The organism is Natrinema hispanicum (assembly GCF_004217335.1).
Lineage (GTDB): Archaea > Halobacteriota > Halobacteria > Halobacteriales > Natrialbaceae > Natrinema > Natrinema hispanicum.
The window spans coordinates 157,166-180,888 of record NZ_SHMP01000004.1 but is presented as its reverse complement, the minus strand read 5'-3'; the positions used below and the strand labels follow the sequence as shown (position 1 = coordinate 180,888).

General features: G+C 62.2%; 24 protein-coding genes and 1 tRNA gene. 12 read left to right on the top strand and 13 right to left on the bottom strand.

All coding sequences use genetic code 11. The features are described from left to right. The first annotated feature begins 166 nt into the window (after positions 1-166). Positions 167-718 (top strand): hypothetical protein, encoded by a 552-nt coding sequence (locus tag BDK88_RS07940; protein WP_130499975.1) that lies wholly within the window; start codon positions 167-169, stop codon positions 716-718. Between the two features lie 267 nt (positions 719-985). Here the strand turns inward: BDK88_RS07940 and BDK88_RS07935 are convergent, their stop codons facing one another. The 4 genes from BDK88_RS07935 to BDK88_RS07920 form a co-directional block, all read right to left on the bottom strand. Then, positions 986-1,354, bottom strand: a complete 369-nt coding sequence (locus BDK88_RS07935) for a rhodanese-like domain-containing protein (protein ID WP_130499974.1) — start codon at positions 1,352-1,354, stop codon at positions 986-988. 39 nt (positions 1,355-1,393) lie between these two features. Beyond that, a complete protein-coding gene (locus tag BDK88_RS07930) occupies positions 1,394-2,911 on the bottom strand; it encodes a methyl-accepting chemotaxis protein (protein ID WP_130499973.1) in 1,518 nt (505 codons plus the stop codon). Between the two features lie 332 nt (positions 2,912-3,243). Further along, entirely contained in the window at positions 3,244-3,489 is a 246-nt protein-coding gene (locus BDK88_RS07925) for a DUF7861 family protein (protein ID WP_130499972.1), read from the bottom strand. Between the two features lie 96 nt (positions 3,490-3,585). Continuing rightward, a complete protein-coding gene (locus BDK88_RS07920) occupies positions 3,586-4,533 on the bottom strand; it encodes an isocitrate lyase/PEP mutase family protein (protein ID WP_130499971.1) in 948 nt (315 codons plus the stop codon). 242 nt (positions 4,534-4,775) lie between these two features. Here BDK88_RS07920 and BDK88_RS07915 point away from each other — a divergent pair, with 242 nt between their 5' ends. Beyond that, complete coding sequence (locus tag BDK88_RS07915; protein ID WP_130499970.1) at positions 4,776-7,475, top strand: PAS domain-containing sensor histidine kinase; 2,700 nt, start codon at positions 4,776-4,778, stop codon at positions 7,473-7,475. Positions 7,476-7,486: 11 nt separating this feature from the next. On the opposite strand, the gene BDK88_RS07910 is transcribed toward BDK88_RS07915, so the two are convergent. Beyond that, complete coding sequence (locus BDK88_RS07910) at positions 7,487-7,663, bottom strand: hypothetical protein (protein WP_242611625.1); 177 nt, start codon at positions 7,661-7,663, stop codon at positions 7,487-7,489. Between the two features lie 191 nt (positions 7,664-7,854). Between BDK88_RS07910 and BDK88_RS07905 the strand changes: the two genes are divergently transcribed. Both BDK88_RS07905 and BDK88_RS07900 read left to right on the top strand, forming a co-directional pair. Continuing rightward, positions 7,855-8,034, top strand: a complete 180-nt coding sequence (locus tag BDK88_RS07905; protein WP_008012488.1) for a protein translocase SEC61 complex subunit gamma — start codon at positions 7,855-7,857, stop codon at positions 8,032-8,034. Continuing rightward, the gene (locus BDK88_RS07900) at positions 8,034-8,471 is read left to right on the top strand and encodes a transcription elongation factor Spt5 (protein WP_008012489.1); all 438 of its coding nucleotides are present in this window, start codon (positions 8,034-8,036) and stop codon (positions 8,469-8,471) included. Before BDK88_RS07905 ends, BDK88_RS07900 begins: the two co-directional genes overlap by 1 nt. A 104-nt stretch (positions 8,472-8,575) precedes the next feature. Here BDK88_RS07900 and BDK88_RS07895 read toward each other — a convergent pair whose 3' ends face one another. Further along, complete coding sequence (locus tag BDK88_RS07895) at positions 8,576-8,863, bottom strand: DUF7565 family protein (RefSeq protein WP_130499969.1); 288 nt, start codon at positions 8,861-8,863, stop codon at positions 8,576-8,578. A 202-nt stretch (positions 8,864-9,065) separates the two neighbouring features. Here BDK88_RS07895 and BDK88_RS07890 point away from each other — a divergent pair, with 202 nt between their 5' ends. Then, positions 9,066-9,818, top strand: a complete 753-nt coding sequence (locus tag BDK88_RS07890) for a PHP-associated domain-containing protein (RefSeq protein WP_130500600.1) — start codon at positions 9,066-9,068, stop codon at positions 9,816-9,818. On the opposite strand, the gene BDK88_RS07885 is transcribed toward BDK88_RS07890, so the two are convergent. Genes BDK88_RS07885 through BDK88_RS07875 form a run of 3 tightly spaced genes read right to left on the bottom strand, consistent with a single transcriptional unit; the run spans position 9,815 to position 12,457 of the window. Then, a complete protein-coding gene (locus tag BDK88_RS07885) occupies positions 9,815-10,258 on the bottom strand; it encodes a Mut7-C RNAse domain-containing protein (RefSeq protein WP_130499968.1) in 444 nt (147 codons plus the stop codon). The genes BDK88_RS07890 and BDK88_RS07885 overlap by 4 nt on opposite strands. A 10-nt stretch (positions 10,259-10,268) precedes the next feature. Next, the gene (gene polX / locus BDK88_RS07880; RefSeq protein WP_130499967.1) at positions 10,269-12,020 is read right to left on the bottom strand and encodes a DNA polymerase/3'-5' exonuclease PolX; all 1,752 of its coding nucleotides are present in this window, start codon (positions 12,018-12,020) and stop codon (positions 10,269-10,271) included. Continuing rightward, complete coding sequence (locus BDK88_RS07875; RefSeq protein WP_130499966.1) at positions 12,017-12,457, bottom strand: DUF5788 family protein; 441 nt, start codon at positions 12,455-12,457, stop codon at positions 12,017-12,019. Before BDK88_RS07875 ends, polX begins: the two co-directional genes overlap by 4 nt. Positions 12,458-12,781: 324 nt before the next feature. On the opposite strand from BDK88_RS07875, the gene BDK88_RS07870 reads away from it, so the two are divergent. The 3 genes from BDK88_RS07870 to BDK88_RS07860 all read left to right on the top strand — a co-directional run bounded on the left by BDK88_RS07870 (position 12,782) and on the right by BDK88_RS07860 (position 15,708). After that, positions 12,782-13,708: a rhomboid family intramembrane serine protease gene (locus BDK88_RS07870; protein ID WP_130499965.1), complete on the top strand. Its 927-nt coding sequence runs from the start codon at positions 12,782-12,784 to the stop codon at positions 13,706-13,708. A gap of 74 nt (positions 13,709-13,782) precedes the next feature. Next, the gene (locus BDK88_RS07865; RefSeq protein WP_130499964.1) at positions 13,783-14,574 is read left to right on the top strand and encodes an endonuclease V; all 792 of its coding nucleotides are present in this window, start codon (positions 13,783-13,785) and stop codon (positions 14,572-14,574) included. 201 nt (positions 14,575-14,775) lie between these two features. Beyond that, the gene (locus BDK88_RS07860; RefSeq protein ID WP_130499963.1) at positions 14,776-15,708 is read left to right on the top strand and encodes an SDR family oxidoreductase; all 933 of its coding nucleotides are present in this window, start codon (positions 14,776-14,778) and stop codon (positions 15,706-15,708) included. 29 nt (positions 15,709-15,737) lie between these two features. Here BDK88_RS07860 and BDK88_RS07855 read toward each other — a convergent pair whose 3' ends face one another. After that, on the bottom strand, positions 15,738-16,265 hold the full coding sequence (locus BDK88_RS07855; RefSeq protein ID WP_130499962.1) for a DUF7097 family protein: 528 nt from the start codon (positions 16,263-16,265) through the stop codon (positions 15,738-15,740). A 119-nt stretch (positions 16,266-16,384) separates the two neighbouring features. Between BDK88_RS07855 and BDK88_RS07850 the strand changes: the two genes are divergently transcribed. From BDK88_RS07850 to BDK88_RS07840, 3 genes are all read left to right on the top strand, one after another. Next, entirely contained in the window at positions 16,385-16,735 is a 351-nt protein-coding gene (locus tag BDK88_RS07850) for a helix-turn-helix domain-containing protein (protein ID WP_130499961.1), read from the top strand. A 45-nt stretch (positions 16,736-16,780) separates the two neighbouring features. Next, the gene (locus tag BDK88_RS07845) at positions 16,781-17,179 is read left to right on the top strand and encodes a DUF192 domain-containing protein (RefSeq protein ID WP_130499960.1); all 399 of its coding nucleotides are present in this window, start codon (positions 16,781-16,783) and stop codon (positions 17,177-17,179) included. Positions 17,180-17,362: 183 nt separating this feature from the next. Beyond that, positions 17,363-18,895, top strand: coding sequence for a (R)-citramalate synthase (locus tag BDK88_RS07840; protein ID WP_130499959.1), 1,533 nt, complete (start codon positions 17,363-17,365; stop codon positions 18,893-18,895). 83 nt (positions 18,896-18,978) lie between these two features. On the opposite strand, the gene BDK88_RS07835 is transcribed toward BDK88_RS07840, so the two are convergent. Continuing rightward, positions 18,979-19,179: a hypothetical protein gene (locus BDK88_RS07835; protein ID WP_049911732.1), complete on the bottom strand. Its 201-nt coding sequence runs from the start codon at positions 19,177-19,179 to the stop codon at positions 18,979-18,981. A 291-nt stretch (positions 19,180-19,470) separates the two neighbouring features. Between BDK88_RS07835 and BDK88_RS07830 the strand changes: the two genes are divergently transcribed. Beyond that, positions 19,471-21,120 (top strand): right-handed parallel beta-helix repeat-containing protein, encoded by a 1,650-nt coding sequence (locus BDK88_RS07830; RefSeq protein WP_130499958.1) that lies wholly within the window; start codon positions 19,471-19,473, stop codon positions 21,118-21,120. Positions 21,121-21,156: 36 nt separating this feature from the next. On the opposite strand, the gene BDK88_RS07825 is transcribed toward BDK88_RS07830, so the two are convergent. Both BDK88_RS07825 and BDK88_RS07820 read right to left on the bottom strand, forming a co-directional pair. Further along, positions 21,157-22,824, bottom strand: a complete 1,668-nt coding sequence (locus BDK88_RS07825) for a 4Fe-4S ferredoxin N-terminal domain-containing protein (RefSeq protein WP_130499957.1) — start codon at positions 22,822-22,824, stop codon at positions 21,157-21,159. A gap of 695 nt (positions 22,825-23,519) precedes the next feature. Beyond that, a tRNA-Ser gene (locus tag BDK88_RS07820) sits at positions 23,520-23,604 on the bottom strand. Between the last annotated feature and the right edge of the window lie 119 nt (positions 23,605-23,723).

Here is a 23,723-nt window from a genome sequence, read left to right as displayed (position 1 = left end):
GGACGCGAACAGTCACTCGGGGGTTCGGATCGGCGAAACAGTAGCTCGAGTGGGAGAAACAGTAGCCCGAGTATTTATTGGGGCGGCTGGATTGGTCACGATACCCTACGAGGCAACGCGCTACCGGATCTCCGACCTCGTAGGTGACGATACCATCCAGAGAACCATGTCATACCAACAGCCGCCGCAACAGCAAATAGAACAGCCAACTCAACAGCGAACCCGACGCCAGCGGACACCACACCAGACCAGGCGGCAGCAGCAACAGCAGCAACCGCAGCAACAGACTGGACAACAGCACCAACAGCAGCCCCGGTCGTTCGACCAGGGCGTCCCGCAGCAGGTCTCGCAGGCGATCTACCAACTCGAGGAACTCGAATCGGATGCCGAGTGGGCACACGGACAGGCGATGAAAGCCGGCGATCGGTTCACCTCCGGGATGCTGGCTGACCTCACCCAGATTATTCACCTCCAGAAGACCCTCCTCCTGCGACAATCCGACTTCGCACAGACGTTCGGCCAGTGTACTCAGCAAGCACTCCAGCAGAGTACCCAGCAACTCCAGCAGTCCGAGGCACCGGGTGTCCAACAAGTGATCCAGCAAGCCCAGCAGGTCACTCAGACGATCCAACAGGCGAGCCAGCAGGTCACACAGCAGGACCAGTCACAGCAGATGGGCCAACCGCCGTCACCACAAGGCGGTGGCCAGCCCTTCTAATACTGCCGGACGAAACGACGCGAACCCGGTCGCATGCATGCGGCCGTCCCCGCAGCTGACGGCCGCAAATTCGCGACCGGCTTCGTATCGACTGCTGTCCAGTAGTATAAGAACTGGATACTCCGACACACCCTCGCAATCCTTGTGAGGGAATGGATGTACGGTATGTGAAACCAACACCCTCCGCTTCAATCCATCTCTTGACGGTCGTCTCGAGCTCTGTCGTGTCGAAAGCGCCACCGGATCCACCAACCGGAGAGACGGCACCTACCGGAGTTTCCAGAGTAACGAGCGCAGTTTGTATCCGAGCGAACCGTTCTGATAGCCAGTCCACCCGCTCATTCCACCCAACAGCGTCGCTGCATCGTACCCCTCGTCGACGAGTAGACTCGTTGCTCGTTTGGCAACCATACCCATCTTACACACGACGACGACATCTCGTTCATGTGGGATTTCCCCGAGTCGATCGCGAAGTGCGGACTCATCGCCTTGGCGCAACTCCTGATAGACCGGTACGTTATGACTGCCCTCGATCGCGTTCGTCTGATAGTCCGTCCGTGGACGAATATCGAGGATAAACGGTTCGTCTCCCGACTCGAGGCGGGCTGCAAGTTTGGCTGGACGGATGCGACTCATCACTACTATATTGTGCTGGAAACACAAAACCGTGGTGGTTCAGGCGTCGGTCGGTACGGCGCTGGCGGCTGCTGCGTCGGTTTCGAAATAGCGGAGTGCCCGCGAGAGGCGTGCCGCTTGGTCGCTGAGCTGTTCAGCACTCGTCGAAACCTCGGTCAGCGCCGTCGTCTGTTCTTCGGCTGCAGCGGCGACGCTTTCAGCACCCGTACTCGTCGATTCGGAGATCGCTGCGACGTCGTCGACCATCGCGACGACCTCCTGAGTCGAGGCCGCCTGCGCTTCGCTGGCTGCCGAAATCTCTTGTATCCCAACGTTGGTCTCCTCGGCGAGTTCAGTGATCGAAGCGAGCGCGGCGACGGCTTCTTGGACCTGCTCGCTAGCGTCTTTGATACCGGCGTTCGTGCGCTCGACTTCGGCAGTGGACGCCTCGGTTCGCTCACGAATCGCCTCGAGGCGGGCCTCGGCCTTCTCGGCTGCCTCTGCAGCGTCTTCGGAGAGCGTTTTGACTTCCGTCGCGACGGCGGAGAACCCGTCGTCGCCGCTGGCACTCGTCGCGCGGGAGACCTCGATGTTCGCGTTCAGCGCTAGCATGTTGGTCTGGCGTGCGATCTCAGAGATCGTGTTGATCAGCTCGTCGATCTGCTGGACCTCGTCCTCGAGACGGTGCATCTCGGCGACGGCGTCGGCGGCCTCGGCTTCGATCTCGTCCATGGCATTGATCGCCGTCTGTGCGGCTTCTTTCCCTTCCTTCCCGGTGTCAACGGTTCGTTCGGCGATCTCGGCGACCTCGTTCGAGGAGACGGCGATCCCCTCGGTCGTCGTCGACAACGAGTCGAGTTCTGTCGTGACCGAACGGAGGTACTCGTGTTGTTGGTCGGCACCGTCGGCGATTTCCTGGATCGACGTCGAGACCTGTTCGGAGGCCGAGTGTACTTCTTCGGCACTGGACGTCACTGATTCGGATGCGGCGGCAACGTCCTGTGCGAACGTCATGAGGTCCTCGGTGGTCGACTCGAGTTTGGCGAGCATGTCGTTGAACTCGCGTGCGATCTCGGCCATCGCTTCGTTCTCGCTGTCGGGGTCCAGCCGCTGTGTCAGATCGCCGGCCGCACACGCCTGCATGACGGTTGCATACTCGTCTGCTTTCTGCTCTAAGTGCTGGTTGAGCTGGTCCGTTTCTTCGCGAAGCGTGACTGCCTCCTGGCGCGCTTGTTCGACCTCTTCGATTTTCGTCTGGAGGGACTCGTTTTTATCCTGAAGATCGTTGACAGTCATCAATCCCACGTTGATCACGAGCAGGACGAACACAGCGCCGAACAAGAAGACGAACCCTGTCAGCAGCTGGAAGCGGAGTTCCTGACCGCTGAACGCGATCCACAGGGCGGCGACATAGCCCAGCAGGAAAAATACCATCAGCGCGAGGAGTCCCCGCCACCGTCGTCGGTAGCTTTCCTCGTTTAGTCGCAGGAACAGCCGCCGGGCATACAGAATCGAGCCGAACATCACGAGTGTCCCAGCGGCGATCAGCCCGAGGACGATCATCGATACTGCGGCCATTAGCACCCACCTGTGACTGTGCTGTTCGCGTGGCTGAACTGCCGGTTCCAGGTCGCCGAATCCGTGGTTCTACGTGGTTTTCGCGTCATCGGTCTCTGAAGTGGTCCGCTTCGAAAGAACGAACGCGTCTCATCGTTGGCTTCGATCGCTGTCCTGTCTGGAAACTGAAACTGCGTGTCTCGCAGGCCGTCCGTTTCGAAGCCATCGCTTTCTTTCGAATATGGTGACATTCAGTCAATGAAACTATTTAATGGTAACGCAACCTTCTGTTGGCTCTCGATTATGGTGCGAAATTCGCTGCACTGGTGTGGCCTACAGTATACTCTCGGCCGTTATCCACCGTATTTTCGATACCAGACTCGAGCCCCAACGGGCGACTCACCGGCGTCGAGATCCAGTCGACGCACGACCAACTCCCGGATTGCAGTCGTGACGACGAGTTCGATCGTATCACCCGCATCGGTCTGCACCTCGAAGACACAGTGTCCGTCCCGATCGCTAATCCGTTCGATCGTTCCGATGGACCACCGTTCGATGTCGTGAGTCGGTTTCCTGGCGTGGATTCGGTCGTGGGTCACGTCCGAAGGGAAGCTAGTCAGGCAATTGAAGATAGCGCCCCCGCAGGGGTCGTTCGAGTCGCTGCCACGGAAATCTCGTTCGCCGCAAGCGCCCAGTTATTCGGACTCGAGGTCGTCCCCGAGTGAATCCTCGTATTTGTCTTGTGCCTCGTCGGGGAGGTACTGGCGTTCCCACTCGACGACCTCGGGAAAGCCCGAAAACTCGTGGAGGCTCCCGACGGGCTGGGCGTTGAACGCGTCGTCGATGTCTCGCATCGCTGCGACGGGGTCGTCCGCGAAGGTGCTGAGGTCCGCGTAGACGTTCGCGATCGTCGACAGCGTCGATGTAATGGGGAACAACACGATGTCGAAGCCCCACTCCTCGAGCGACGCGAGGTCGACGTACGGCGAGGAGCCGAGATCGCCGACGAAATTATACACGATCGGCCCGTCGACCTCCCGGCCGATGCGCTCGAGTTCCGCCTCGTCGGTCGGCCCCTCGACGAACGCGACGTCGGCACCGGCTGCGAGGAAATCATTTGCGCGGCCGATCGCATCGTCGAGCGAGCCGTCACCCGTGCCACGGGCGTCGGTGCGGGCGATGAGGACGAAGTCCTCGGCCCGATCGTCCCGAACGTCGGCCGCAGCTTCGATCTTGCCGACCGCTTCCTCCCGTGGGATGACCTGTCGCCCTTTCGTGTGGCCACAGCGTTTCGGGAACGTCTGGTCTTCGATGTGGATGGCACCGACGCCAGCTTTGATGTACTCGCGAACCGTCCGGATGACGTTCGTGGCGTTGCCGTAGCCGTTGTCGGAATCGGCGATCAGCGGCACATCGATTCGCTCCTGGATATTGCCAGCGTTTTCGATCATCTCCGGCATCGTGATGAAGCCGGCGTCGGGATAGCCGGCCTTTGATAGCGACGTTCCGTAGCCGGTCATGTAGAGGGCGTCAAAGCCGATGGAATCAGCGACGGCGGCGGTAAGCGGGTCGTGGACGCCGGGACAGATCAGGAGGTCGTCACGCTCGAGAGACGTTCGGAGTGTGGCACCGGAGTCGGTCATGGCCGATCACACGGTAGTCGCGGCGAAGTCGGTGTCGATGCCGGTCGTCTCGCGTTGGTGTAATTATACATTCTCGGAGAGGAGGTCGAGGACGTTGGGTGAGGAAGGGGTCCCCAACAGCTGTTGATCAGTTATATCATGCACACACGGACGACCATCGCTGTCGCGCGAGCCGTCCCGTGTCGGCGATTCGACTGCCGCTCGAGCGAGGTCCACCATACATGTAAACCGGATCGCATCCAATGACGCCTATGGGTGACGTGGCCCGCGTCTCGAACGAGCTCTTTCGAAACGAGGGGGATGATTCCGACTCGCTTCGGCGCTGTCGCACGCTCGTCAACGCCATCGACGACGGAATCTTCCAGCTGAACGCCGAGGGTCGATTCGTCGCCATCAACGACGCCGTCGTGTCGCTGACGGGCTCTCCGCGAGCGGACCTCCTCGGCGAGCACGTCTCGACCGTCATCGAGGGACCGGACGCAAAGCGCCTCGAGGAGGCGATCCGGACGCGTCTCGAGCACGACGCCGATCCCGACACGACGTTCAATCTGGTCGTTGAGAGCGCGGCTGGCGACAGCGTCCCCTGTGAGCTTCGGTTCAGCCTGCTCATAGACGACGGCGACCTCGAGGGGACGGTCGGCGTCGTTCGGGCGGTCGAAGACCACGACCGGACGAACGAACAACTGCCGTCGACCTGGAAGACGTACGACTCGATCGCGTCCGTCATCGACGAAGCCGATGTCGGCGTGTTCGTCCTCGACGACGACTTCGATATCGTGTGGGCCGATGAAACGGTCGAGAAATACTTCGGCCTCGTGCGAGCCGAGATTATCGGCCAGGACAAGGCGACGCTGATTCAGGAGACGATCCGAGACCGTCTTACCGATTCTGAGTCGTTCGCAGAGACAGTGCTAGCCACCTACGAGGATAATACCTACGTCGAACAGTTCGAGTGTCGAGTGACGGCCGGTACGGATCGAGAAGAGCGCTGGCTCGAACACCGCAGCAAACCGATCGAGTCCGGACCATATGCCGGTGGGCGTATCGAACTGTACTACGATATTACCGACCGGAAAGAAGCACAGCGAGCCAGAGAGGAGAGCGAACAGCGATTTCAATCGCTCGTTGACGCCGTCGATGAGTACGCGATCTTCATGCTCGACCCCGACGGATACGTCAGGAGCTGGAACAAAGGGGCCGAGCGGATCAAAGGCTACAGCGCATCGGAGATTATCGGTGAGCACTTTTCGACGTTCTACACCGCGGACGATCGGGAAGACGGCGTCCCGGAACGCAATTTGGCGCGCGCACATGAGACGGGGACGTTCGAAGACGAAGGCTGGCGCGTCCGATCGGACGGGTCGCGGTTCTGGGCGAACGTGACGATAACGGCTATTTACGACGAAGGCGAGTTGCAGGGCTACGCGAAGATCACCCGTGATATGACCGAACGCCGAGAACAGGAGCAGCGACTGCGCCGCGAGTACGAACTCAGCGAGCGCATTCTCGAGACAAGCCCCGTCGGAATCGCAGTTGTCAATCCGGATGGATCGGCTGCCAGAGCGAACGAACGGATGGGAGAACTGCTCGATCTCCCGGATGACGAGCCGGCCTATACCACCGCTCAACGAGACATGCACGACGAGAACGGCGACTTCCTCCCGATCGACCAACGGCCAGTTCCCCGCGTCTTCGAAACGGGAAACGCCGTGATAGATCGGGAGATCCGTCTGGATCGACCGGACGGACCACAGTGGCTCTCGATCAACGCCAGACCGATCACCAACGAGCACGACGAGATCGAGCAAGTCGTCGAGACGGCAACCGACATTACCGATCTCAAAGAGCTGGCCCGACGGCGCAAACGGGAACTCGAGGAACGGGAGAAAGAACTCGATGCCGTCCAACTCGCGACGAACTTACTCGAGACCGGCGAGCAACCGGCACCTGACTTGCTACAGGAATTCATAACTGGCCTCCCGCAGTTCTTCCAGTATCCGGAGCGAACCGCCGCGCGCGTCTCGGTCGGCGACGACGAAGTGACCACGGACACATACGAATCGCTCGAGCGGCGGATCACCGCATCCAGCAGCACTGTCAATGACACTCCGATCGCGATCGATGTCGTCCTCCACGACGATCGCAGCCTCGCGGCCGACGGGACGGTCAGCTTCTCCGACGAGGAACGCGAACTGCTCGAGACGCTCGCGACGCTGCTAAAGTTGCACTTCGACCGCCGCGAGTACATCGACGAGTTGCAGGCCTCGAACGAGCGCTTAGAACAGTTCGCCTACGCCGCCTCGCACGATTTGCAGGAACCACTTCGAATGATCTCTAGCTACGTGCAACTCATCGAAAGCCGCTATGCCGAGACACTCGATGAAGACGGCGAGGAATTTCTCGCGTACGCCATCGACGGGGCCGAGCGCATGCGCGAGATGATCGATGGCCTGCTCGAGTACTCACGCGTCGAAACTCGCGGCGATCCCTTCGAACCGGTCGACCTCGACGTGGTGCTGTCGGATGTTCTCGCGGATCTGCAGTTCTCGATCGAAGAACACGACGCCGAGATCACGGCCGAGTCGTTGCCGACCGTGATGGGCGACGCCAGCCAGCTCCGGCAAGTGTTTCAAAACCTGCTCGAGAACGCCCTCGAGTACAGCGGCGACGAACCACCACGGGTCCATATCGACGCCGAGCGGACGGCAGACGAGTGGACGATCTCGGTCAGCGATTCGGGGATCGGCATCGATGTCGACGACAACGAGCGGGTCTTCGAGGTGTTCCAGCGACTCCACACACGCGAGGAATACACCGGAACTGGGATCGGACTCGCGCTCTGTCGGCGGATCGTCGAGCGCCACGGCGGTGAGATCTGGGTCGACTCCGAGCCCGGTGAAGGCGCGACGTTTTCGTTTACGCTGCCAGCCACGGATTCGTGACCACCCCGCCCTTACTCGTCGTCGAGGCACGTAGCGTGTTCGACGTGGTCGGCTGCCTCGAGTTCCGACTGGAAGGTATCCGTGTGGGGACCGGTCCGGTGGCTGACGGTGACGAACCCGTTTTGGATCTCCTCGATCTCGATCGGGATCGGCTCGGAGACGTCGGCTGTGAGCCGCGCAGGATCCATTCTCGATGGTGGGTGAAGTGAACTGTCGCGGTGAACATCGCTGTCTGCCGTGGGAAAAACACCCACAGCTAAAACCTACGCGCGGTGTAACTGCCGGACGCTGGTCAGGACCGGCGTGACCTGACCGACAGCCCTCACAGTCAAAAGACACGAAAGACAGATAAAAGACCCCACGCTGTAAATAGACAAATATGGACGTTCCGTACGACCTCACCTCGTACGTTCGGGTGTTGAAAATGGCGACGACGCCCACTAGCGAGGAGTTCCTTCAGGTATCGAAAATCGCCGGTGCAGGCATCTTGCTGGTCGGTCTCGTCGGGTTCCTCATCGGCGCAGTCATGGTACTGCTGACAAGCGGTGGTGGCATCTAATGGGCATCTTCGCTGTCAAAACGACGGCGAGCCAAGAGCGCACCGTCGCGGACATGATCATCAACCGCGAGGAGCCCGAAATCCACGCCGCGCTCGCGCCCGACTCGTTGACCTCCTACGTGATGGTCGAAGCCGACGGCGACGCGGTTCTCAACCGCGTCCTCGAGGATATCCCTCACGCCCGGAGCATCGTCCCCGGCGAATCGGATATCTCCGAGGTCGAGCACTTCCTCTCGCCCAAACCGGACGTCGAGGGAATCGCCGAGGGCGACATCGTCGAACTCATCGCCGGGCCGTTCAAAGGCGAGAAGGCACAGGTCCAGCGGATCGACGAAGGCAAAGATCAGGTGACGGTCGAACTGTACGAGGCGACGGTTCCGATTCCGGTGACGGTGCGTGGCGACCAGATTCGCGTCCTCGATTCCGACGAGCGCTAGACGAGAGCACTGCTTTCGTTGTGTCGGCGACACGTCCTGCCTCGAGCGCGACTCGCTCGCTGTGCTCCACGGAGACACAACAGGACAGCGCTGCGACTCGACAATTAGCGTTTCAGTTCCGTCGCGATCGCTTGCATATCCACGACTGCGTCGATCTCCTCGAGTAACGCCTCGCGTTTACGGACCGCTTCGGAACTGGCACCGTAGGTGCGGACGTATTCGGCGCGGCTGTGTTCGGTAAACACGTGGCGGATCGCGAGATAGCCGTCCGGCACGATGGTACCACAGACCTGACACTCGCAACGCTGGTGGGTGGTCGCCTGATGGACGACGGCAGACTCGACATCGTCGAACACTGCGCCACAGCCGTCGATTCCGCATTCCCAGGCCATTCGATACTCTCACTCGCACGGCCGCCCTAATGATCCTTTCGCAGCGAAAGCCATCGGCCAGAAGGAACGTACTCGAGACGGATCGAGCCGCCAACGTCGACACCGATCGAGACACTGCGGACGGCAGTCTGTCGCCTTCCGCCACCGCTAAATCAGAATTCATAACTCGATTGTACCAGAAGTAACCGTCGTGACCGACGGAGTGACGTTCCGAGTAGACTGTCACGTGAAGGTGCTCAACGACCGCGTGGTCGAGCGAGCCAAACGGGCTGGCCTCGACGCACTCGTCTATGCACCGCACTTCACCCGCCTCCCGGAGATCCGCGAGCGCGCTGCGGCCTACTCCGACGATGAGCTGCTGGTCGTTCCCGCCCGCGAGGTGTTTACCGGCACCTGGCGCAACCGCAAACACATCCTCGCAGTCGGTCTCGAGGACCCGATCCCGGATTTCATCCCGCTCGAAACGGCGATGGCCGAATTCGAGCGCCAAGACGCTGCAGTGCTCGTCCCACACCCGACGTTCGCAAACGTCAGCCTCGAACAGTCCGATCTCGGAACGTACGCGGAGACGATCGACGCCCTCGAGATTTTCAATCCGAAACACTTCCCGATACACAATCGCCGCGCACGGAACCTCGGAGAGGCGTTTTCGTTTCCGCCGATTACCTCCTCGTATGCCCACCTCTCGCGAACCGTTGGCGTCGCCCACACCGCCTTCGACACGCCAATCGAGAGCGAAGGCGACCTCGTGGCAGCGCTGGAGGATGGAGTCGCACGCCGCGTCGTCTACGAAAACGGCCTCAATCGGTGGGCGACGACGGCGACGGAACTCGGCCACCTGGTCTACGAGAACACGTGGAAAAAGGTCGATCGGCTGTTTCTGTCGGGCACCGAACCGACCCATCCAGAGCACATCGCCTACGACGGGCGGTTCGACGACGTAGCCGTCTACTAAATCCTCGAAAGCGTCTCTGCGACCCGCTCCCAGTGACTCCCGCGCCAGAAGTACTGCCCACAGTCGCGACAGACCCAGACGTCGCTCTCGATCGAATCGGGGACGTACTCGGGCATCGACGCCGTCGGATCGACCCACTCGAGCGGGCCGTTACACCGTCCACAGAACGCGGGTTCGTCGGCCAGCGAGAGGTCGACACCCGCTGCAGCGAGTTCCCCGAGTTGATCCTCGACATCGCGGGACTCGAGGCAGATCGAGTCCGCCGCGCGGTTCGCGAGTGTCACGTCTCGTGTGATGAGCGTCCGTCCTTCGTCTTGGGCGACGGCGAGGAGGTCATCGTCGGCCTCGAGGTCTCGATCGGCGGCGTAGACGGTGTCGTGGTTGCACATCCGCAGGTAGGAGACGATCCCACCGCACATGACGTCGACGAGCGAGCGCATCGGATATCTGTCAGTGGAGGAACTCGCGGAGCTCCGTGAGATCCCAGGTGTTGATCACGTCGATCGGTTCGGCCCAGCCGCGGCGTGCGGTGTGGACGCCCCAGCGCATGTACTCGAGGGTCGCGGGCTGGTGGGAGTCGGTGTCGATCGCGATTTTCGCGCCCGCCTCAAGGGCGGCCTGAACGGCGCTGCCCCAGAGATCCAGTCGACGAGGGTCGCTGTTGACCTCGAGTGCAGTGCCGTGCTCGGCGGCGGCCCGCCCGACCGCCGTGACGTCGTAGTCGAGCCCCGAGCGCTGATTGAGCAGGCGGCCGCTGGGATGGCCCACAATATCGATCGCCGGGTTCTCGACGGCGTGGACGAGCCGCTCTGTGGCCGTCTCTGCGTCCTGATCGAGCGCACTGTGCGTCGAGGCGACGATCACGTCCAGCGCGTCGATCACCTCGTCGGAGAGGTCGATCTCGCCATCAGCGTCGACGTTCGCTTCGATCCCTGCGAAGACTTCGATCTCGGCCTCGTCGCCAACCGCGCGAATTTCTTCGATTTGCTCTAGAATTTCGGCATCCGAGAGGCCCATGCCGCCGACAATGCCAGGGCCCTCGGCGTGGTCGGCGATCCCGAAGTAGTCGTAGCCCAGCTCGGCGGCAGCCTCGACCATGGCCGCGATCGTGGTGTTGCCGTCTGACCACTCGGTGTGGGTGTGGAAATCGCCACGGATGTCCTCACGAGTGATGAGTTCCGGTAGCTCACCGTTTTCGGCGGCGGCGATCTCACCGCGGTTTTCCCGCAGTTCCGGCGGAATCCATGGCAACCCGAGCGCGTCGTACATGCTTTCTTCCGTCTCGCCGGCGACGCGTTCGCCGACGCGCTGCCCGCTGTCGGGGTCGTCGATCTCATCGACATCGAACGCGCCGTACTCGTTCAACTTCATCCCGCGGTCGATCGCGTAGTTGCGCAGGCTGACGTTGTGATCTTTGCTCCCCGTAAAATACTGCAGCGCAGAACCGAACTCCTCGGGGACGACGACGCGAAGATCCACTCGAATCTCGCCGACGCGGACGCTTGCCTTCTCTGGACCCGACTCGATCTCATCATCGACCGACTCCCATGCGACGAACTGGTCGATGACGTCCTCGCGCACGTCAGTTGCCACGAGTGCATCGACGTCGCCGATCGTCGCACGCCACCGGCGGATCGAGCCGGCTACCGCACACCGCTCGACGGCGTCGATCGACTCGAGAAAGGCGAGCACGTCGTCGGCAAGCGGTCGTGCCTCGCCGAGCAACTGGCGCTGGCCGACGGTGCGGGCGAACTCCAGATTGTCGAGGATGTTCTGTTCGGTTTTCGGGCCGAAGCCTTTGACCTCCTGAACCTCGCCGACCTCGGCGGCTGCCTCGAGGTCGTCTAACGTTTCGATCCCGAGTTCGCGATAGAGTTTGCCGGCCGTCTTGGGACCGACGCCCTCGATCCGAGTGATGTCGGCCATGTCGATCGGCAACTCGGCGCGAAGCTCCTCGAGTTCCTCGACCGACCCGGTTTCGACGTACTCGACGATCTTCGAGGCGATCGCGTCGCCGACGCCTTCGATGCTCTCGACGGCCTCGCGATCGCCGGCGTCGACGCGGTCGGCGATCGGTGACGGATAGGCGCGGACGTTTTCCGCTGCCCGGCGATACGCGCGTGGTTTGTATTCGACGCCGTCAGCTTCGAGCAAGTCGGCGAACTCCTCGAAGCGGGCGGCAAGTTCGGCGTTGGTCGTCATCGGCCCCTCCGTGCGCTGGCGTCGTCGTTCTCTCCCAGCGCCTTTTTCAGGAACGACATCCAGCGCTTGCGGTCCTGCGCGTGCTGGAGCTTCTGCTCACGTTCGAGATCGGTCGGTCCCAGACTCTCGAGGGCATTCAGCGCTCGATCGATGCCGATGATGCTCTTGGCGAGTTCCTCGCCTTTCTCGCGGGTGATGTCGCCCTCCTCGATCTGCTCTAAGCGCTCGAGGCGCTCACGACGCAGGTTCTTTTTCGCCTGCTCGACGCGTTCGCGCTCGCCTGGGGGAACCGTCTCACGGCGCTTGATCTCGAAGACGAACGTCCGGAGGTCGATTTCTTCCCCCTGAACCGTGATCGTCTCCGGGATATCCGCGCCGACAGTTGCGCCCTCGCGCTCGACACGCTCGAGCAGTTGCTTGCGCTCGTACTCTTGCACGACCGAATGTGGGCGACGGGGAGGCAAAAATGTACAGCCCACGGCGCATATGGTGTTCAGATACGCTGATTCCATGTGAAGCCGAACGATTTGACCTCATCGACGGCTATTTCGACTTCGACGGTGCTGAAAGAACGTGAGAAAGCGACAGTTCGACGTTTTGTCATGCTGAATACGTCGCGTCCCTCGTCGAGCAAGCACCCGGTACGGACGGTCCAAAAAACGAAACGATCTGTCCGCCACACATACTGACCGGGTTGATTACTGTGAAATAATCCGGGCAAACCCCAAATCCCTTAGCTACTCCGCACATACCACCGATCAATGGCCAAGTGCGACGTGTGTGGGAAAGACGAAAACATGCCGTATAACTGTCGGCACTGTGGTGGCACCTATTGTGCCGATCACCGGCTCCCCGAGAATCACAACTGTACGGGGCTCGAAAACTGGAACGACCCACAGGGGGTCTTCGACAGCGGTTTCGACGACGGCGTCAGCTCGAGTGGGAACACATCACGCGCCTCGAGTCTGACTGACAAACTCCCGATCGATACCGGGCCTGGCGGACCGCTGGCGTACTTCCGGGGGAACGCGACCTACACGTTCCTCGCGTTGATGTGGCTGACGTTCCTCGCACAGTGGCTCGTGCTGTTGGTCGCCGGCTCGGCGCTCCACCAGTCGCTGTTCACGCTGACGTCGTGGAACGTCGCGTACGTCTGGACGTGGGTCACCTCCGTCTTCGCTCATAGCCCGGGTAACTTCATGCACATCGTTGGGAACAGCATCGTGTTGTTCTTCTTCGGGCCGCTCGTCGAGCGCTACATCGGCTCGCGTGACTTCGCGATCCTGTTCATCGTCAGCGGCGCGCTCGCCGGACTGGGTCAAGTCCTGATTTCGGCTGCACAGGGCGCTCCGACGGCCGTCCTCGGGGCCAGCGGCGCGGCGCTTGCTATCATGGGCGTGCTGACGGTCTTGAACCCCGATCTCAAGGTGTACCTCTACTTTATCCTCCCAGTGCCGATCTGGCTTCTGACCGCCGGCTACGCCCTCTTTAGCGTGTTCTTCCTCTCGGTCGGCGATGGCGGGCCGATCGCTCACGGGGCCCACCTCATCGGCCTCGTGATCGGCCTCGCCTACGGCCAGTACGTCAAGCGAAATCGCAATCTCCGGGCTCCGAGTCGCCTCGAGTTCGGCGGTGGCGGTCCCGGCGGGCCGGGCGGCCCAGGTGGCCCCGGACGCGGCCGGTTCTGACCGGTCCTCATTTCTACGCTCGCACCGCGACAGCCCGCAACTGATTTTCGCACGGCCACTCTCACCGCAAACGAATGAGTCAGCCCCGGCCAGACCTCGCGCCCGATCCCAGCCTTTCGCGTGCGGAGATGGAAACTCTCCAGCGCGAGATCGCCGATATCGCCGTCTTCGAGGACGACTTCGCGTTCGATCCCGACGCGCTCTCGAGCCCGCTCGCGGCGGCTGCCAGTGGAGACGAACAGCCGACCGTCGTCGGCGTCGACCAGTCGTTTCTTACGAACGCCGACGGCGAGCAGGATCACGCCCTGAGCGCCGTCGTCGCCACCCGCGGCGGCGAGGTAATCGAGCGCGTCCACGCCGTCACCGGCCTTGATATCCCCTACATTCCCGGTTTGCTCTCGTTTCGCGAAGGGGGGCCGATCCTCGCGGCGCTCGAAGAGTTGTCCGTCGATCCCGATCTCATCCTCTTCGATGGCAGCGGTCGCATCCACTTCCGACAGGCTGGCATTGCGACCCACATGGGCGTCGTCAGGGACGTTCCGAGTATCGGCGTCGCCAAAAGCCTGCTCTGTGGCCGCCCGCGCGAGGACACCACCGATCTCCCGGCAGGCTCTCGAGTCGCCATCGAAGCGAACGACCGCGTCGACGCCCCCGATGGAACGCTCATCGGCTACGCTGTCCAGACTCGCCAGTACGACTCGCCGAATCAGCATATCAACCCGCTGTACGTCAGCTCTGGCCACCGAGTCGGCCCCGAGACGGCTGCCAACGTTGTCCTCGAGCTAGCCACGTCGTACAAACTCCCCGAGCCAGTGAGACTCGCGGACAAGTATGCTGACGAAGCCAAACGGGAATTCAACCAGTAGGCAGACCCGCGTTCCACCGACGACAGCTCCCTGACCAACCGCTGCGGCGGGTGGGACTGAAAGGGGCTGATCGGGAGCTTTCGGGGTAGTTGCTGTCGCCGAACAGGCAGTCGACCCATACTGACCGTATCCGAATCCGGAACTAACGACTAGCGCGACAAACCGTCGATACTTAGGTATCGTCTCTCGAACCGGTCACGTATGGCTACCGCTGAGGACGTCGAGGAGACAGCCGATGACGGGCCGGATGGTACCGTCGTCGAGGACGACCGCGAGCACGCGACGGGCGAGACCGACCGCTACACGCGCAAGAAATCGGTGCTGATCACCGGCTGCTCGTCCGGTATCGGCCGCGCGACCGCTCGAGCCTTCCTCGCCAAGGACTGGCAGGTCTTCGCGACGGCACGGGACGTCGACGATATCGAGGAGCTCGCGGAGGCTGGCTGTGAAACCATCGCGCTGGACGTTACCGACCCCGAGCAGGTCGCGACGGCCGTCGAGGAGACCGTCGACATCGCCGGCTCGATCGATTGCGTCGTCAACAACGCTGGCTACGCCCAGATGGGGCCGCTCGAGGACGTCGCCACGGTCGACCTCCACCGGCAGTTCGACGTCAACGTCTATGGCCCCCACCGGCTTACGCGGGCCGCCCTGCCGCATATGCGTGCCCAGGGCGAGGGTCGGATCATCAACGTCTCGAGTGTCATCGGGCGGATCTCGCTTCCCGGCGCGGGTGCCTACGCCGGCTCGAAACACGCCCTCGAGGCGATGAGCGACGCCTTACGCGGGGAAGCCGAAGAGTTCGGGATCGACGTCGTCGTGGTCGAACCCGGCCCGGTCGAGACGAACTTCTCCGACCGCGTCGACGACGAACTCCCCGAAGACGAGCGAACGCCGGCCTACGAATCGCTGTACGAACTCTACGACGAGGCACAGCTGATCGGCGGGGGAAGCGGCGGTCCATTCAGGGCAGCTCCCGACGACGTCGCCGCGGCGATCCTCAAGGCCGCGACCAGCCCCGAGCCGCCGGCCCGGTACCCAGTCGGCCCGATCGCCCAGTACGGGATCTACGCACGCTATCTGCCCGACCGGCTGCGCGATGCGGTCTACGGGCTCCTGCGGAAACTCGCATAAGCTCCGTTCTCACTGGAGTCGGCGACACGCTACTCGTCTCGATCGTATCGCTCTGCCGCCGACTCAAAGCCCAGTTCCGACTGCTCGCGGCTGCGGCGCTCCTCGAGAGTTGCGATCGCCTTGGGGTCGAGCGCGGCGTCGTCGGTGATCCGTGCCCACGAATCGTGGACCTTGGCGTGACACCACCGGCAGAGATACACCGTAATCTCGTGAGAGAGGGTGTCGCCATCGCGCGCGTACGACAGGTGGTGTTCCTCGAGCAGCGGCCGCTCGTCGTCGTGTGCCAGCCGTTTCTCTTCGAGGCCACAGCGGACGCATTCGCGGTCGCGATTGCGCGAGCGGAAATGCGGACAGTCGGCCCACGACCACTCGGATTCAGGGTCGACGACAGGACATGCGTACTCCGCCTCGGCGCGCTCGCGGGCGAATTCGGGGTCGTGCTCGTAGTGATCGAAGGCGTACCGGCAGTTACCGTCCCCGGTGAGGTAGTCACAGACGCCCGCAAACTCATAGGGATCGTCGACGCCGACCGAGGTTCCCTGCGGCGTTTTCTCCATCGTCGGCAGAGCTACGGCTCGAGGGGTGTTGAATCGCCCGGCACACGCGCTCGTGGCGTCGTTCCACACGGTGGGCGTTGTCGATGGGATTTTGCCAGCGGACTGCGTCGACATCGATCATGCTACCGATCGACGACACCGAGACGCTCCTGTCGGCCGACGACGTGATCGACGTCATCGACGCGATCGGGGATCGCGACCGACTCGAGGTCGCATACACGGTGTACGACCATCCGGCAGAGGGCGTCACCGTCCCCGAGCTTGCAGCCGAGCTCGGTGGGACGGAAGCCGAAATTCAAGACCGAATCGATGCACTCGTCGACGGCGGCGTCGTCGCCGAACGAATGGCGTGTCTGGTCGACTGTTCGATCGACGGCCCCCAGTACGAACTGACGCAGTTCGGTCGCCTGCTCTTCGAAGAGGGTGTCCTGTCGTTGTTCGATGCCGCCTCGGCCGTCAGCGAACTATAAGCACGCGTCGGGACTTTTTTCTCGTCGCCATGCAGACTCGAGGCCGTGCGACTCGTCCATGAATCAAGCGGCGACGGGCCGGCCGTTGACGATCCGTCAGCCAATGGGGCCGACCGAACCGTTCTGGCGACGGCGGTCGACGTCGCGGACTCGCTTGTCAGCCAGACCCGCGGACTGATGTTCCGTCGCTCCGTGCCCGCCGACTACGCGCTCGTCTTTCGGTTCGACTCGGCGAGGGTTCGTGACCTCCACATGCTGTTCGTCTTTTTCCCGATCGACGCCGTCTGGGTCGTCGACGGCGTCGTCCAGCGCGTCGAGCGGCTCCGGCCGTGGCTCGGATTCGCCCGCGATCGCGCGGATCTGATCGTCGAACTCCCGGCTGGGGCCGCAGCCGACATCGAACCCGGCGATCGGCTGACCCTCGAGGGCAACGACGAGCACTAACAGCCCACAGGTGCGGACGCGCCGGCGCTGCGCGACCGGCGGATTTAAGTCGGCAAGATCCGTTAGCCTGCAGTACAATGGCACGCCATACGCCATCTGACGAGGATAGAGGAAGTCGGGGCAACCCGGCTGGGCGTGAAATTCTCCGACGAACGTAATCGCAGTCCTTCAAACTCACCACTCTTGCCTGTAAGTCATTCACCCGAACAGACGATCGCATCGGACCGTACAGTACGCCTTCTCGACACGACGCTTCGCGACGGCGAGCAAGCGCCGGGCGTCTCGCTGTCGCCGGACGAAAAAGTCGACATCGCTCGAGCCCTCGAGCGAGCCGGCGTCTCGACCATCGAGGCCGGCAGCGCCTGTACCGGCGCGGGTGAACGACAGGCCATCTCGCGGGTAACCGACCTCGACCTCGACGCTCGGATCACCAGCTTCTGTCGCGGACTCAAAGGCGACATCGACCTCGCACTCGAATGTGGCGTCGACGGCGTCCACATCGTCGTTCCCGCAAGCGACCGCCACGTCGAGGACAAGGTCGGCACCTCCCGCGAAGACAACCTCGAGAAAACCGCCGAACTCGTCGATTACGCGAAAGACAACGATCTCTGGGTCGAGGTCATCGGCGAAGACGGCTCGCGGGCCGACCTCGACTACCTCGAGGACCTCGCGGAAGCGTCGCTCGACGCGGGCGCGGACCGGTTCTGTTTCGCCGACACCGTCGGCCACACCGGACCGGAACACACCTACGAAGCCGTTGCCCGACTCGCTGAACTGGGCCCGGTCAGTGCCCACACCCACGACGACCTCGGACTGGGCGTGGCCAACGCGCTCGCGGCGATCTCGGCGGGTGCCGATCTCGTCCACTGTACGGTCAACGGGCTCGGCGAACGCGCCGGCAACGTCGCCTTAGAGGAGGTCGCGATCGCCTTAGCGCACGTCTACGACGTCGAGACTGCCGACCTCGAGGAGCTATACGATCTCGCACAGGTCGTCTCGCGGGCGACCGGCGTCCAACTGCCGCCGAACAAGGCTGTCATCGGCGAGAACGCCTTTACCCACGAAAGCGGCATCCACACCGACGGCACGCTCAAAGACGACAAGATGTACGAGCCCTACCCGCCCGAAACGGTCGGGCGCGAACGCCGGCTCGCACTGGGCAAACACACTGGCCGCGCGGGCGTCAAAGCCACGCTCGAGGAACACGACGTCGATGCTGACGACGACGAAATCGCCGAAATCGCCACGCGCGTCACCGAACTCGGCGACCGCGGCCGCCGCGTGACCGACGCCGATCTGCTGGCGATCGCCGAGGACGTCACCGGCGAGGACCGCGACCGCGTCGTCGACCTCCTCGATCTCACCGCCACCAGCGGCGGTGCCGTCCCGACCGCCAGCATCCGACTCGAGGTCGACGGCGAGGAACGCGTCGCCAGCGGAACCGGTTCTGGCCCCGTCGACGCCGCCGTCTCGGCCGTCCGCGAGGCGCTGGGCTCGATGGCCGACGCCGAACTCGAGTCCTACCACGTCGACGCGGTCACGGGTGGCACCGATGCCGTCGTTACCGTCGAAGTGACGATGGTCCGTAACGACCGCTCGGTGACCGTCGCCCGCAGCGAGGCAGACATCACGCGCGCGAGCGTCACAGCGATGGTCGACGCGCTCGATCGGTTGCTCGCGGCCGATCAGCAACCGCTCGCACCGGCTGACGACTGACATCACCGGTCGCCGAGCGGAATACTTCGTGTGCTACGATTCGAGACGACGGCATACCTGGCGTCTGCTGAACAGCTCTGCGCTCATTCCTGTCGGAAGGGGTCACTGACGACGTTCCACGGATCGAGCAAGTACACGCTCGCGAGAAACAGCGCGAGTACGACGACGAACAGGCGAGCAGCCCCACTCACCGACGACGGAATCCCGAGGTCGAGCGTCGTGGCCATCACGACCGCAACCGCGATCCAGAGGCCCGCGACGATCAGTCGTTTTTGACTGTCCATAGTCGTTCGTTCGACTCGAGTCGCTTGAATACGTGTGGTTTCGAACATCGAACAGATCGGTCCCGGCACGTCGACTCGAGGGAGCGGACAGAGGCGGATCGAGATTCGAGACGGCTTTAGTTGAGAGATTTCTCGTGTGAGGCTGGGATCACGTCACCGTGGTATGGCAGAGCCTATCGCTTGCGTTCGCGAGAGTTGCAGATAGAAAACAGCTTGCCGACCGTTTACGGCCACGCAATTGTCAGTAGATCGATTATAACAAATCGGCAAATTCGTGACTGTTCGCTCGAGATGGAAGACGACCAACAACACGATCCATCGGCACGGACGACACGTCGCTCGTACGTCAAACTGCTCGGTGCGCTCGGGCTCGGCGGCGCGACGACTGGGACCGCTGCACTGAGTTCGCAGGCCGGCACCGCTGGGGCACAACCCAGAAGTGAAGCGGGCAGGATAACTGTCAGCGACTCGGGAACGACGATCGACGATGCCGTCTCCCAGTTGGACTTCGGAGACGCGCTCTCAGTAGTCGAGGCCGGCGACGACGCCGTCCGGGTTCAGGCTGATTCGAATCCGAGTATCGTCGACGTACGCGACGATCTCGGGGTCGAACCTGCGGAAGACGATCTGTGGGCGGCGATCGAAGATCACTACTTTTCGTTCGCACCGACGGAACGGAATCACTGCTACACGATCCCCGCCGGGACGTGGAACGTCGCGACGGACAACGTCCACTTCGACGCCCACGAATTCCTCGGTATCGTCGGTGACCCGTTCGCCGTCCTCAAAGTCACCGAACAGGACGTCGATCGCATGATGACCGTCGGTTCGCTGGATGCCTCGCTCCCACATGCCCAGCGGACCGTCATGCGTGACCTTCAGATCGACATTCGTGGCAACTACGATACCGGGATCGCCCGCTGGTACACCTACCGGTACGGCCATATGGAGAACATCTCGATGCGTGGCAGACGTGACAAGTTCAACAGCCAGTACGGCGGCGACCGCCACACGATTTTGGTCGACGGCGTTCGATCATCCACGACCAACGTTATCAACAGCTGTTATCTCAACAATGGCGATACGACGTCCGACCGATCAACGCACGTCGGCCACGCGATCCCGTTCAGTTCGGACATCTACAACCAGGGGACGAACTACTGGAAAGGATGTCAGGTGTCGGACTACATCGATAACGGGATTTACGTCTCGGGTGACGACGGCCGAAACACCATCACCGGCTGTCACGTCCGCAACTGTGCCGGCGCGGGCATTCGAATCGGCCCCAACGACTACGTGCAGGACTGTCAGATCACGATGACCGAACAGCCCGGCTATCCGTGGTCCGGCCTCTGGCTCGAGAACGGCGGCGGACAGCTGGTTTCCCAGTTGCTGATAAAAAACACCGTCGAGAAAACCACCGAAATCATCCGTCTGACACAAGATGGGCCAGCCCGGCTCACCGATATCCACATCACCGACGAGGGAACCGACGGCCGGGCGATTCGGGTCGACGACAACGACGACGCACCGACCATATTCGACGCGTGTACGATCACTGATCGCTCGAGTCCGTCGACGTCCGATTACGCCGTTTACGTCAGTTCGTCGAACGTCACGTTCAACGACTGCGAGTTCGATATCGAGACACAATCCGCCACGGACCGACACGGCGTCTTCGTCACGAACGGCGGCGATGGAATCGACCGGCTTACGCTCGATACGTGTACGATCGATCCTGACGGTGCGAGCCTCCGGTTCGCCGAGAGCGGGGCGGACCATACCGTCGAGTGCTCGTTCTTCGAGGGGCTCGTCATGAGCGACCCCGAAACGACACTCTCGAGGGTGCTCTGGGTCGGCAATCGCCACCGCGGTGAGACGATTTTCCGCGGCGAACGGTCGCAGTGGCAAGGTGACTTTAACTTCGGATTCGAGATCTAATCCAGTGTCAGTGGTGGCAACGAGTTGTCGAGACGGTTACGACGAGTCGATTACGCCGAGGCCGACAGTCTCGTCTTCGAGGACGTTCTGGCGCTTACTCACCATACCGACATCTTCGTAGGAGGTCGGGCCGGGGACCTGGTGGGCTTCGGGTCCTGGTTCCTGCCCGAGGTAGGTGACGTTCGGGTTCGTCCCGAAATCTTCGAGCAGTTCGAACTCGTTGCCCGAGGGCGGGATGTACTCCTCGAGTCGCTGCTGGGCGACGTCTTCCCGATTGTTCACCACTATGTCTGGGCTATCCTCGCCCGACCCCGCAGGCGGTCTCTGGAACTGGTCGACTGTGAGTCCGAGTTCGCGAAGGACTTCCTCACTCTGGAGGGCGAGTCCGTGGTCCTCGAGGATCGAGACGACCTCGAGGATCGTCGCTTCCTGATCCACGAGCGTATCGCCCGGCGGTGCCTCCTGATCGTACTCGACGTTCGTGAGCTGGACCGCCGTCGCAAGCATGATCGACTGCTCGTCGAGGTCATCAACGGCTCCGGTGACCGCATCCAGATCGGTGCCGACGCCCTCGAGCATCGACGGGAGGTCGTCGGGCGAGGGCAGCATCGTACTCAGGCGGATGAGGACTCGCGATCGGGCCGGGTTCTCTTGGTACCGCGACGGGTCGCTGTTCGGGTTGTTCTTATCACCGAACTGGATAACGCTCGGCGGGCAGGCCACTTCGCAGGCCGTCGTTCCGACGTTGCTTTCGCCGAAGTTGCCGTCCTGACGAGGTGGGTCGAAAACGCACTTCGACATGACGCCGCGGGGGGCCCGACTGCTGACACGCCGGTCGCGATAGTCATAGACCATGTCTGAACTGAGCTCCTCTTCATCGACGTTCGGCTCCTCCCACTGGAAGTAGTTGACGCCGTACGGACAGGCGACCTGACAGTACCGACAGCCGATACAGACGTCGTAATCGGTCAGCACCAGTCCGCCTCTGTCTCGAGTGTGTCGTGCTGTCGTCGGGCACACCTTCTCACAGGGTGCATCGGTACAGTGTTGACACGGGCGGACGAGGAAGTTGAACTCGCGGTGGCTCTCGAAGTTGTCGGGATCGGGCGACTCGACGTTGCCGTCCTCGAACGCGAGGACGTACATCCAGTTGGCACCCAGATCCCAGCTGTGCTCTGCGTTGCAGGCAGTCACACAGGAGAGACAGCCATCGCAGTACTCGAGGTCAATCGTCATCCCCCACTGCGTCGCGTCCTCATCGGGATGGACCTCGCCGGGGTCTTCGACTGCCTCCTGTTCGGGCTCTTGTTGATCGACCGCTCCCCAGCCGAGGCTGGCGAAGCCGACGCCAGCACCCGCCTTCTTGAGCATCTCACGACGGGACTCCGTGCCGGCACCGAGCTTCGAGAGCATCGCGCCAAACCCACCCTCATCGTCCTCGTCGTCCGGGCTGGCGATCGGCCGCTCGTCCTCGCCGAACTCCTCCATCACGTCGTCGTGATACCGCTCGTGGAACTCCTCTTCTGAGAGCTCCCCCTGCGTGACCCGCATCGCATCTTTCCCCATCTGCATCCCGAGTTCGGTGTCGTACTCGGTGTCGTCGAGGAGGTCCTCGAGTTCGTCCTGCCACGACTCGCCGAGCGGATGAAACGGCTCATCGGTCGTGTCGGACCCCTCACCCGCTGTCGGGTCGTCGGAACTCATCGTTTCCTCCCCGTCGAAGCTGGCGACTCGCGTGGCATTCCCGCTGGTCGCTGTCGGTTCCACCCTGCAGGTACTGACCGGGAAGATACTGGCGTCGGATACATGGATTCCTCGTGACAAGCAATCTACGTCAAGGACTAACATAGTGACCGGCCTTGCGAATGATGGGGGACCGCCCGGGTTCCTGCGATTGGCTATTGTCACTTCCCCATCAGTTCTCGCTCGAGACTGGTGTCCACTCGTCATAATGAAAAAGCAGGTGGCAGGCGGAGCGGTCGGCGCAAGCTGGCTCGCAGCACGGATCGGTCAGCTTGCGGTTCGCCATCTCGACCTCGGTGAGCGCGAGGGACGAAAAACTCGACGCTCGTTACGAGCGCGCCCGCGATCGCTGTTCTCACCGCGACGTCCGACGAGCTCGAGGACTCGACACCCATGCACCTGTTTCGCCTTGGATACGCCAAACCGGACACAATGCGAACGCCGCGGCGGTCGCTCGAGGACGTGATTACCTGACAGAGACACACGCCGCTACGTGTCGCTCGCCGTTTTGTGTCGCTGAGAAGCGCCGAGAGGGAGATTTGAACCACGGTCGTTCGCGTTGCTTCACTCCCTGATTCAAATCTCTGATTGTCGTTTCCAGCGACCGAACGACTCGCGACGCCACGCGTCGCTCGTCGGTTGTGGTCGCTGTAAAACGCCGAGAGGGAGATTTGAACTCCCGAGTCCGTGAGGACAGCAGATTTCGAATCTGCCGCCTTGGCCGGGCTAGGCTATCTCGGCTCACTCACTTCTACTCGAGAGACGTTTTTACCCGTTTCGATTTTCTCGCTCTCTGTGACTGCGTGCCGTTCGTCGGTCGGTGGCGACCCCGGTCGACCAGCCATCCGCAACGTAGACCG

Bases quoted from the DNA above. Each gene is read 5' to 3' on its own strand.
- BDK88_RS07870 (WP_130499965.1), top strand. From the start codon at position 12,782: ATGGCCAAGTGCGACGTGTGTGGGAAAGACGAAAACATGCCGTATAAC.
- BDK88_RS07885 (WP_130499968.1), bottom strand. From the start codon at position 10,258: ATGCGCTCGCTCGTCGACGTCATGTGCGGTGGGATCGTCTCCTACCTG.
- BDK88_RS07825 (WP_130499957.1), bottom strand. From the start codon at position 22,824: ATGAGTTCCGACGACCCGACAGCGGGTGAGGGGTCCGACACGACCGAT.
- BDK88_RS07865 (WP_130499964.1), top strand. From the start codon at position 13,783: ATGAGTCAGCCCCGGCCAGACCTCGCGCCCGATCCCAGCCTTTCGCGT.
- BDK88_RS07900 (WP_008012489.1), top strand. From the start codon at position 8,034: ATGGGCATCTTCGCTGTCAAAACGACGGCGAGCCAAGAGCGCACCGTC.
- BDK88_RS07920 (WP_130499971.1), bottom strand. From the start codon at position 4,533: ATGACCGACTCCGGTGCCACACTCCGAACGTCTCTCGAGCGTGACGAC.
- BDK88_RS07935 (WP_130499974.1), bottom strand. From the start codon at position 1,354: ATGAGTCGCATCCGTCCAGCCAAACTTGCAGCCCGCCTCGAGTCGGGA.
- BDK88_RS07895 (WP_130499969.1), bottom strand. From the start codon at position 8,863: ATGGCCTGGGAATGCGGAATCGACGGCTGTGGCGCAGTGTTCGACGAT.
- BDK88_RS07830 (WP_130499958.1), top strand. From the start codon at position 19,471: ATGGAAGACGACCAACAACACGATCCATCGGCACGGACGACACGTCGC.
- BDK88_RS07835 (WP_049911732.1), bottom strand. From the start codon at position 19,179: ATGGACAGTCAAAAACGACTGATCGTCGCGGGCCTCTGGATCGCGGTT.
- BDK88_RS07940 (WP_130499975.1), top strand. From the start codon at position 167: ATGTCATACCAACAGCCGCCGCAACAGCAAATAGAACAGCCAACTCAA.
- BDK88_RS07915 (WP_130499970.1), top strand. From the start codon at position 4,776: ATGACGCCTATGGGTGACGTGGCCCGCGTCTCGAACGAGCTCTTTCGA.
- BDK88_RS07855 (WP_130499962.1), bottom strand. From the start codon at position 16,265: ATGGAGAAAACGCCGCAGGGAACCTCGGTCGGCGTCGACGATCCCTAT.
- BDK88_RS07850 (WP_130499961.1), top strand. From the start codon at position 16,385: ATGCTACCGATCGACGACACCGAGACGCTCCTGTCGGCCGACGACGTG.
- BDK88_RS07860 (WP_130499963.1), top strand. From the start codon at position 14,776: ATGGCTACCGCTGAGGACGTCGAGGAGACAGCCGATGACGGGCCGGAT.
- BDK88_RS07905 (WP_008012488.1), top strand. From the start codon at position 7,855: ATGGACGTTCCGTACGACCTCACCTCGTACGTTCGGGTGTTGAAAATG.
- BDK88_RS07930 (WP_130499973.1), bottom strand. From the start codon at position 2,911: ATGGCCGCAGTATCGATGATCGTCCTCGGGCTGATCGCCGCTGGGACA.
- polX (WP_130499967.1), bottom strand. From the start codon at position 12,020: ATGACGACCAACGCCGAACTTGCCGCCCGCTTCGAGGAGTTCGCCGAC.
- BDK88_RS07910 (WP_242611625.1), bottom strand. From the start codon at position 7,663: ATGGATCCTGCGCGGCTCACAGCCGACGTCTCCGAGCCGATCCCGATC.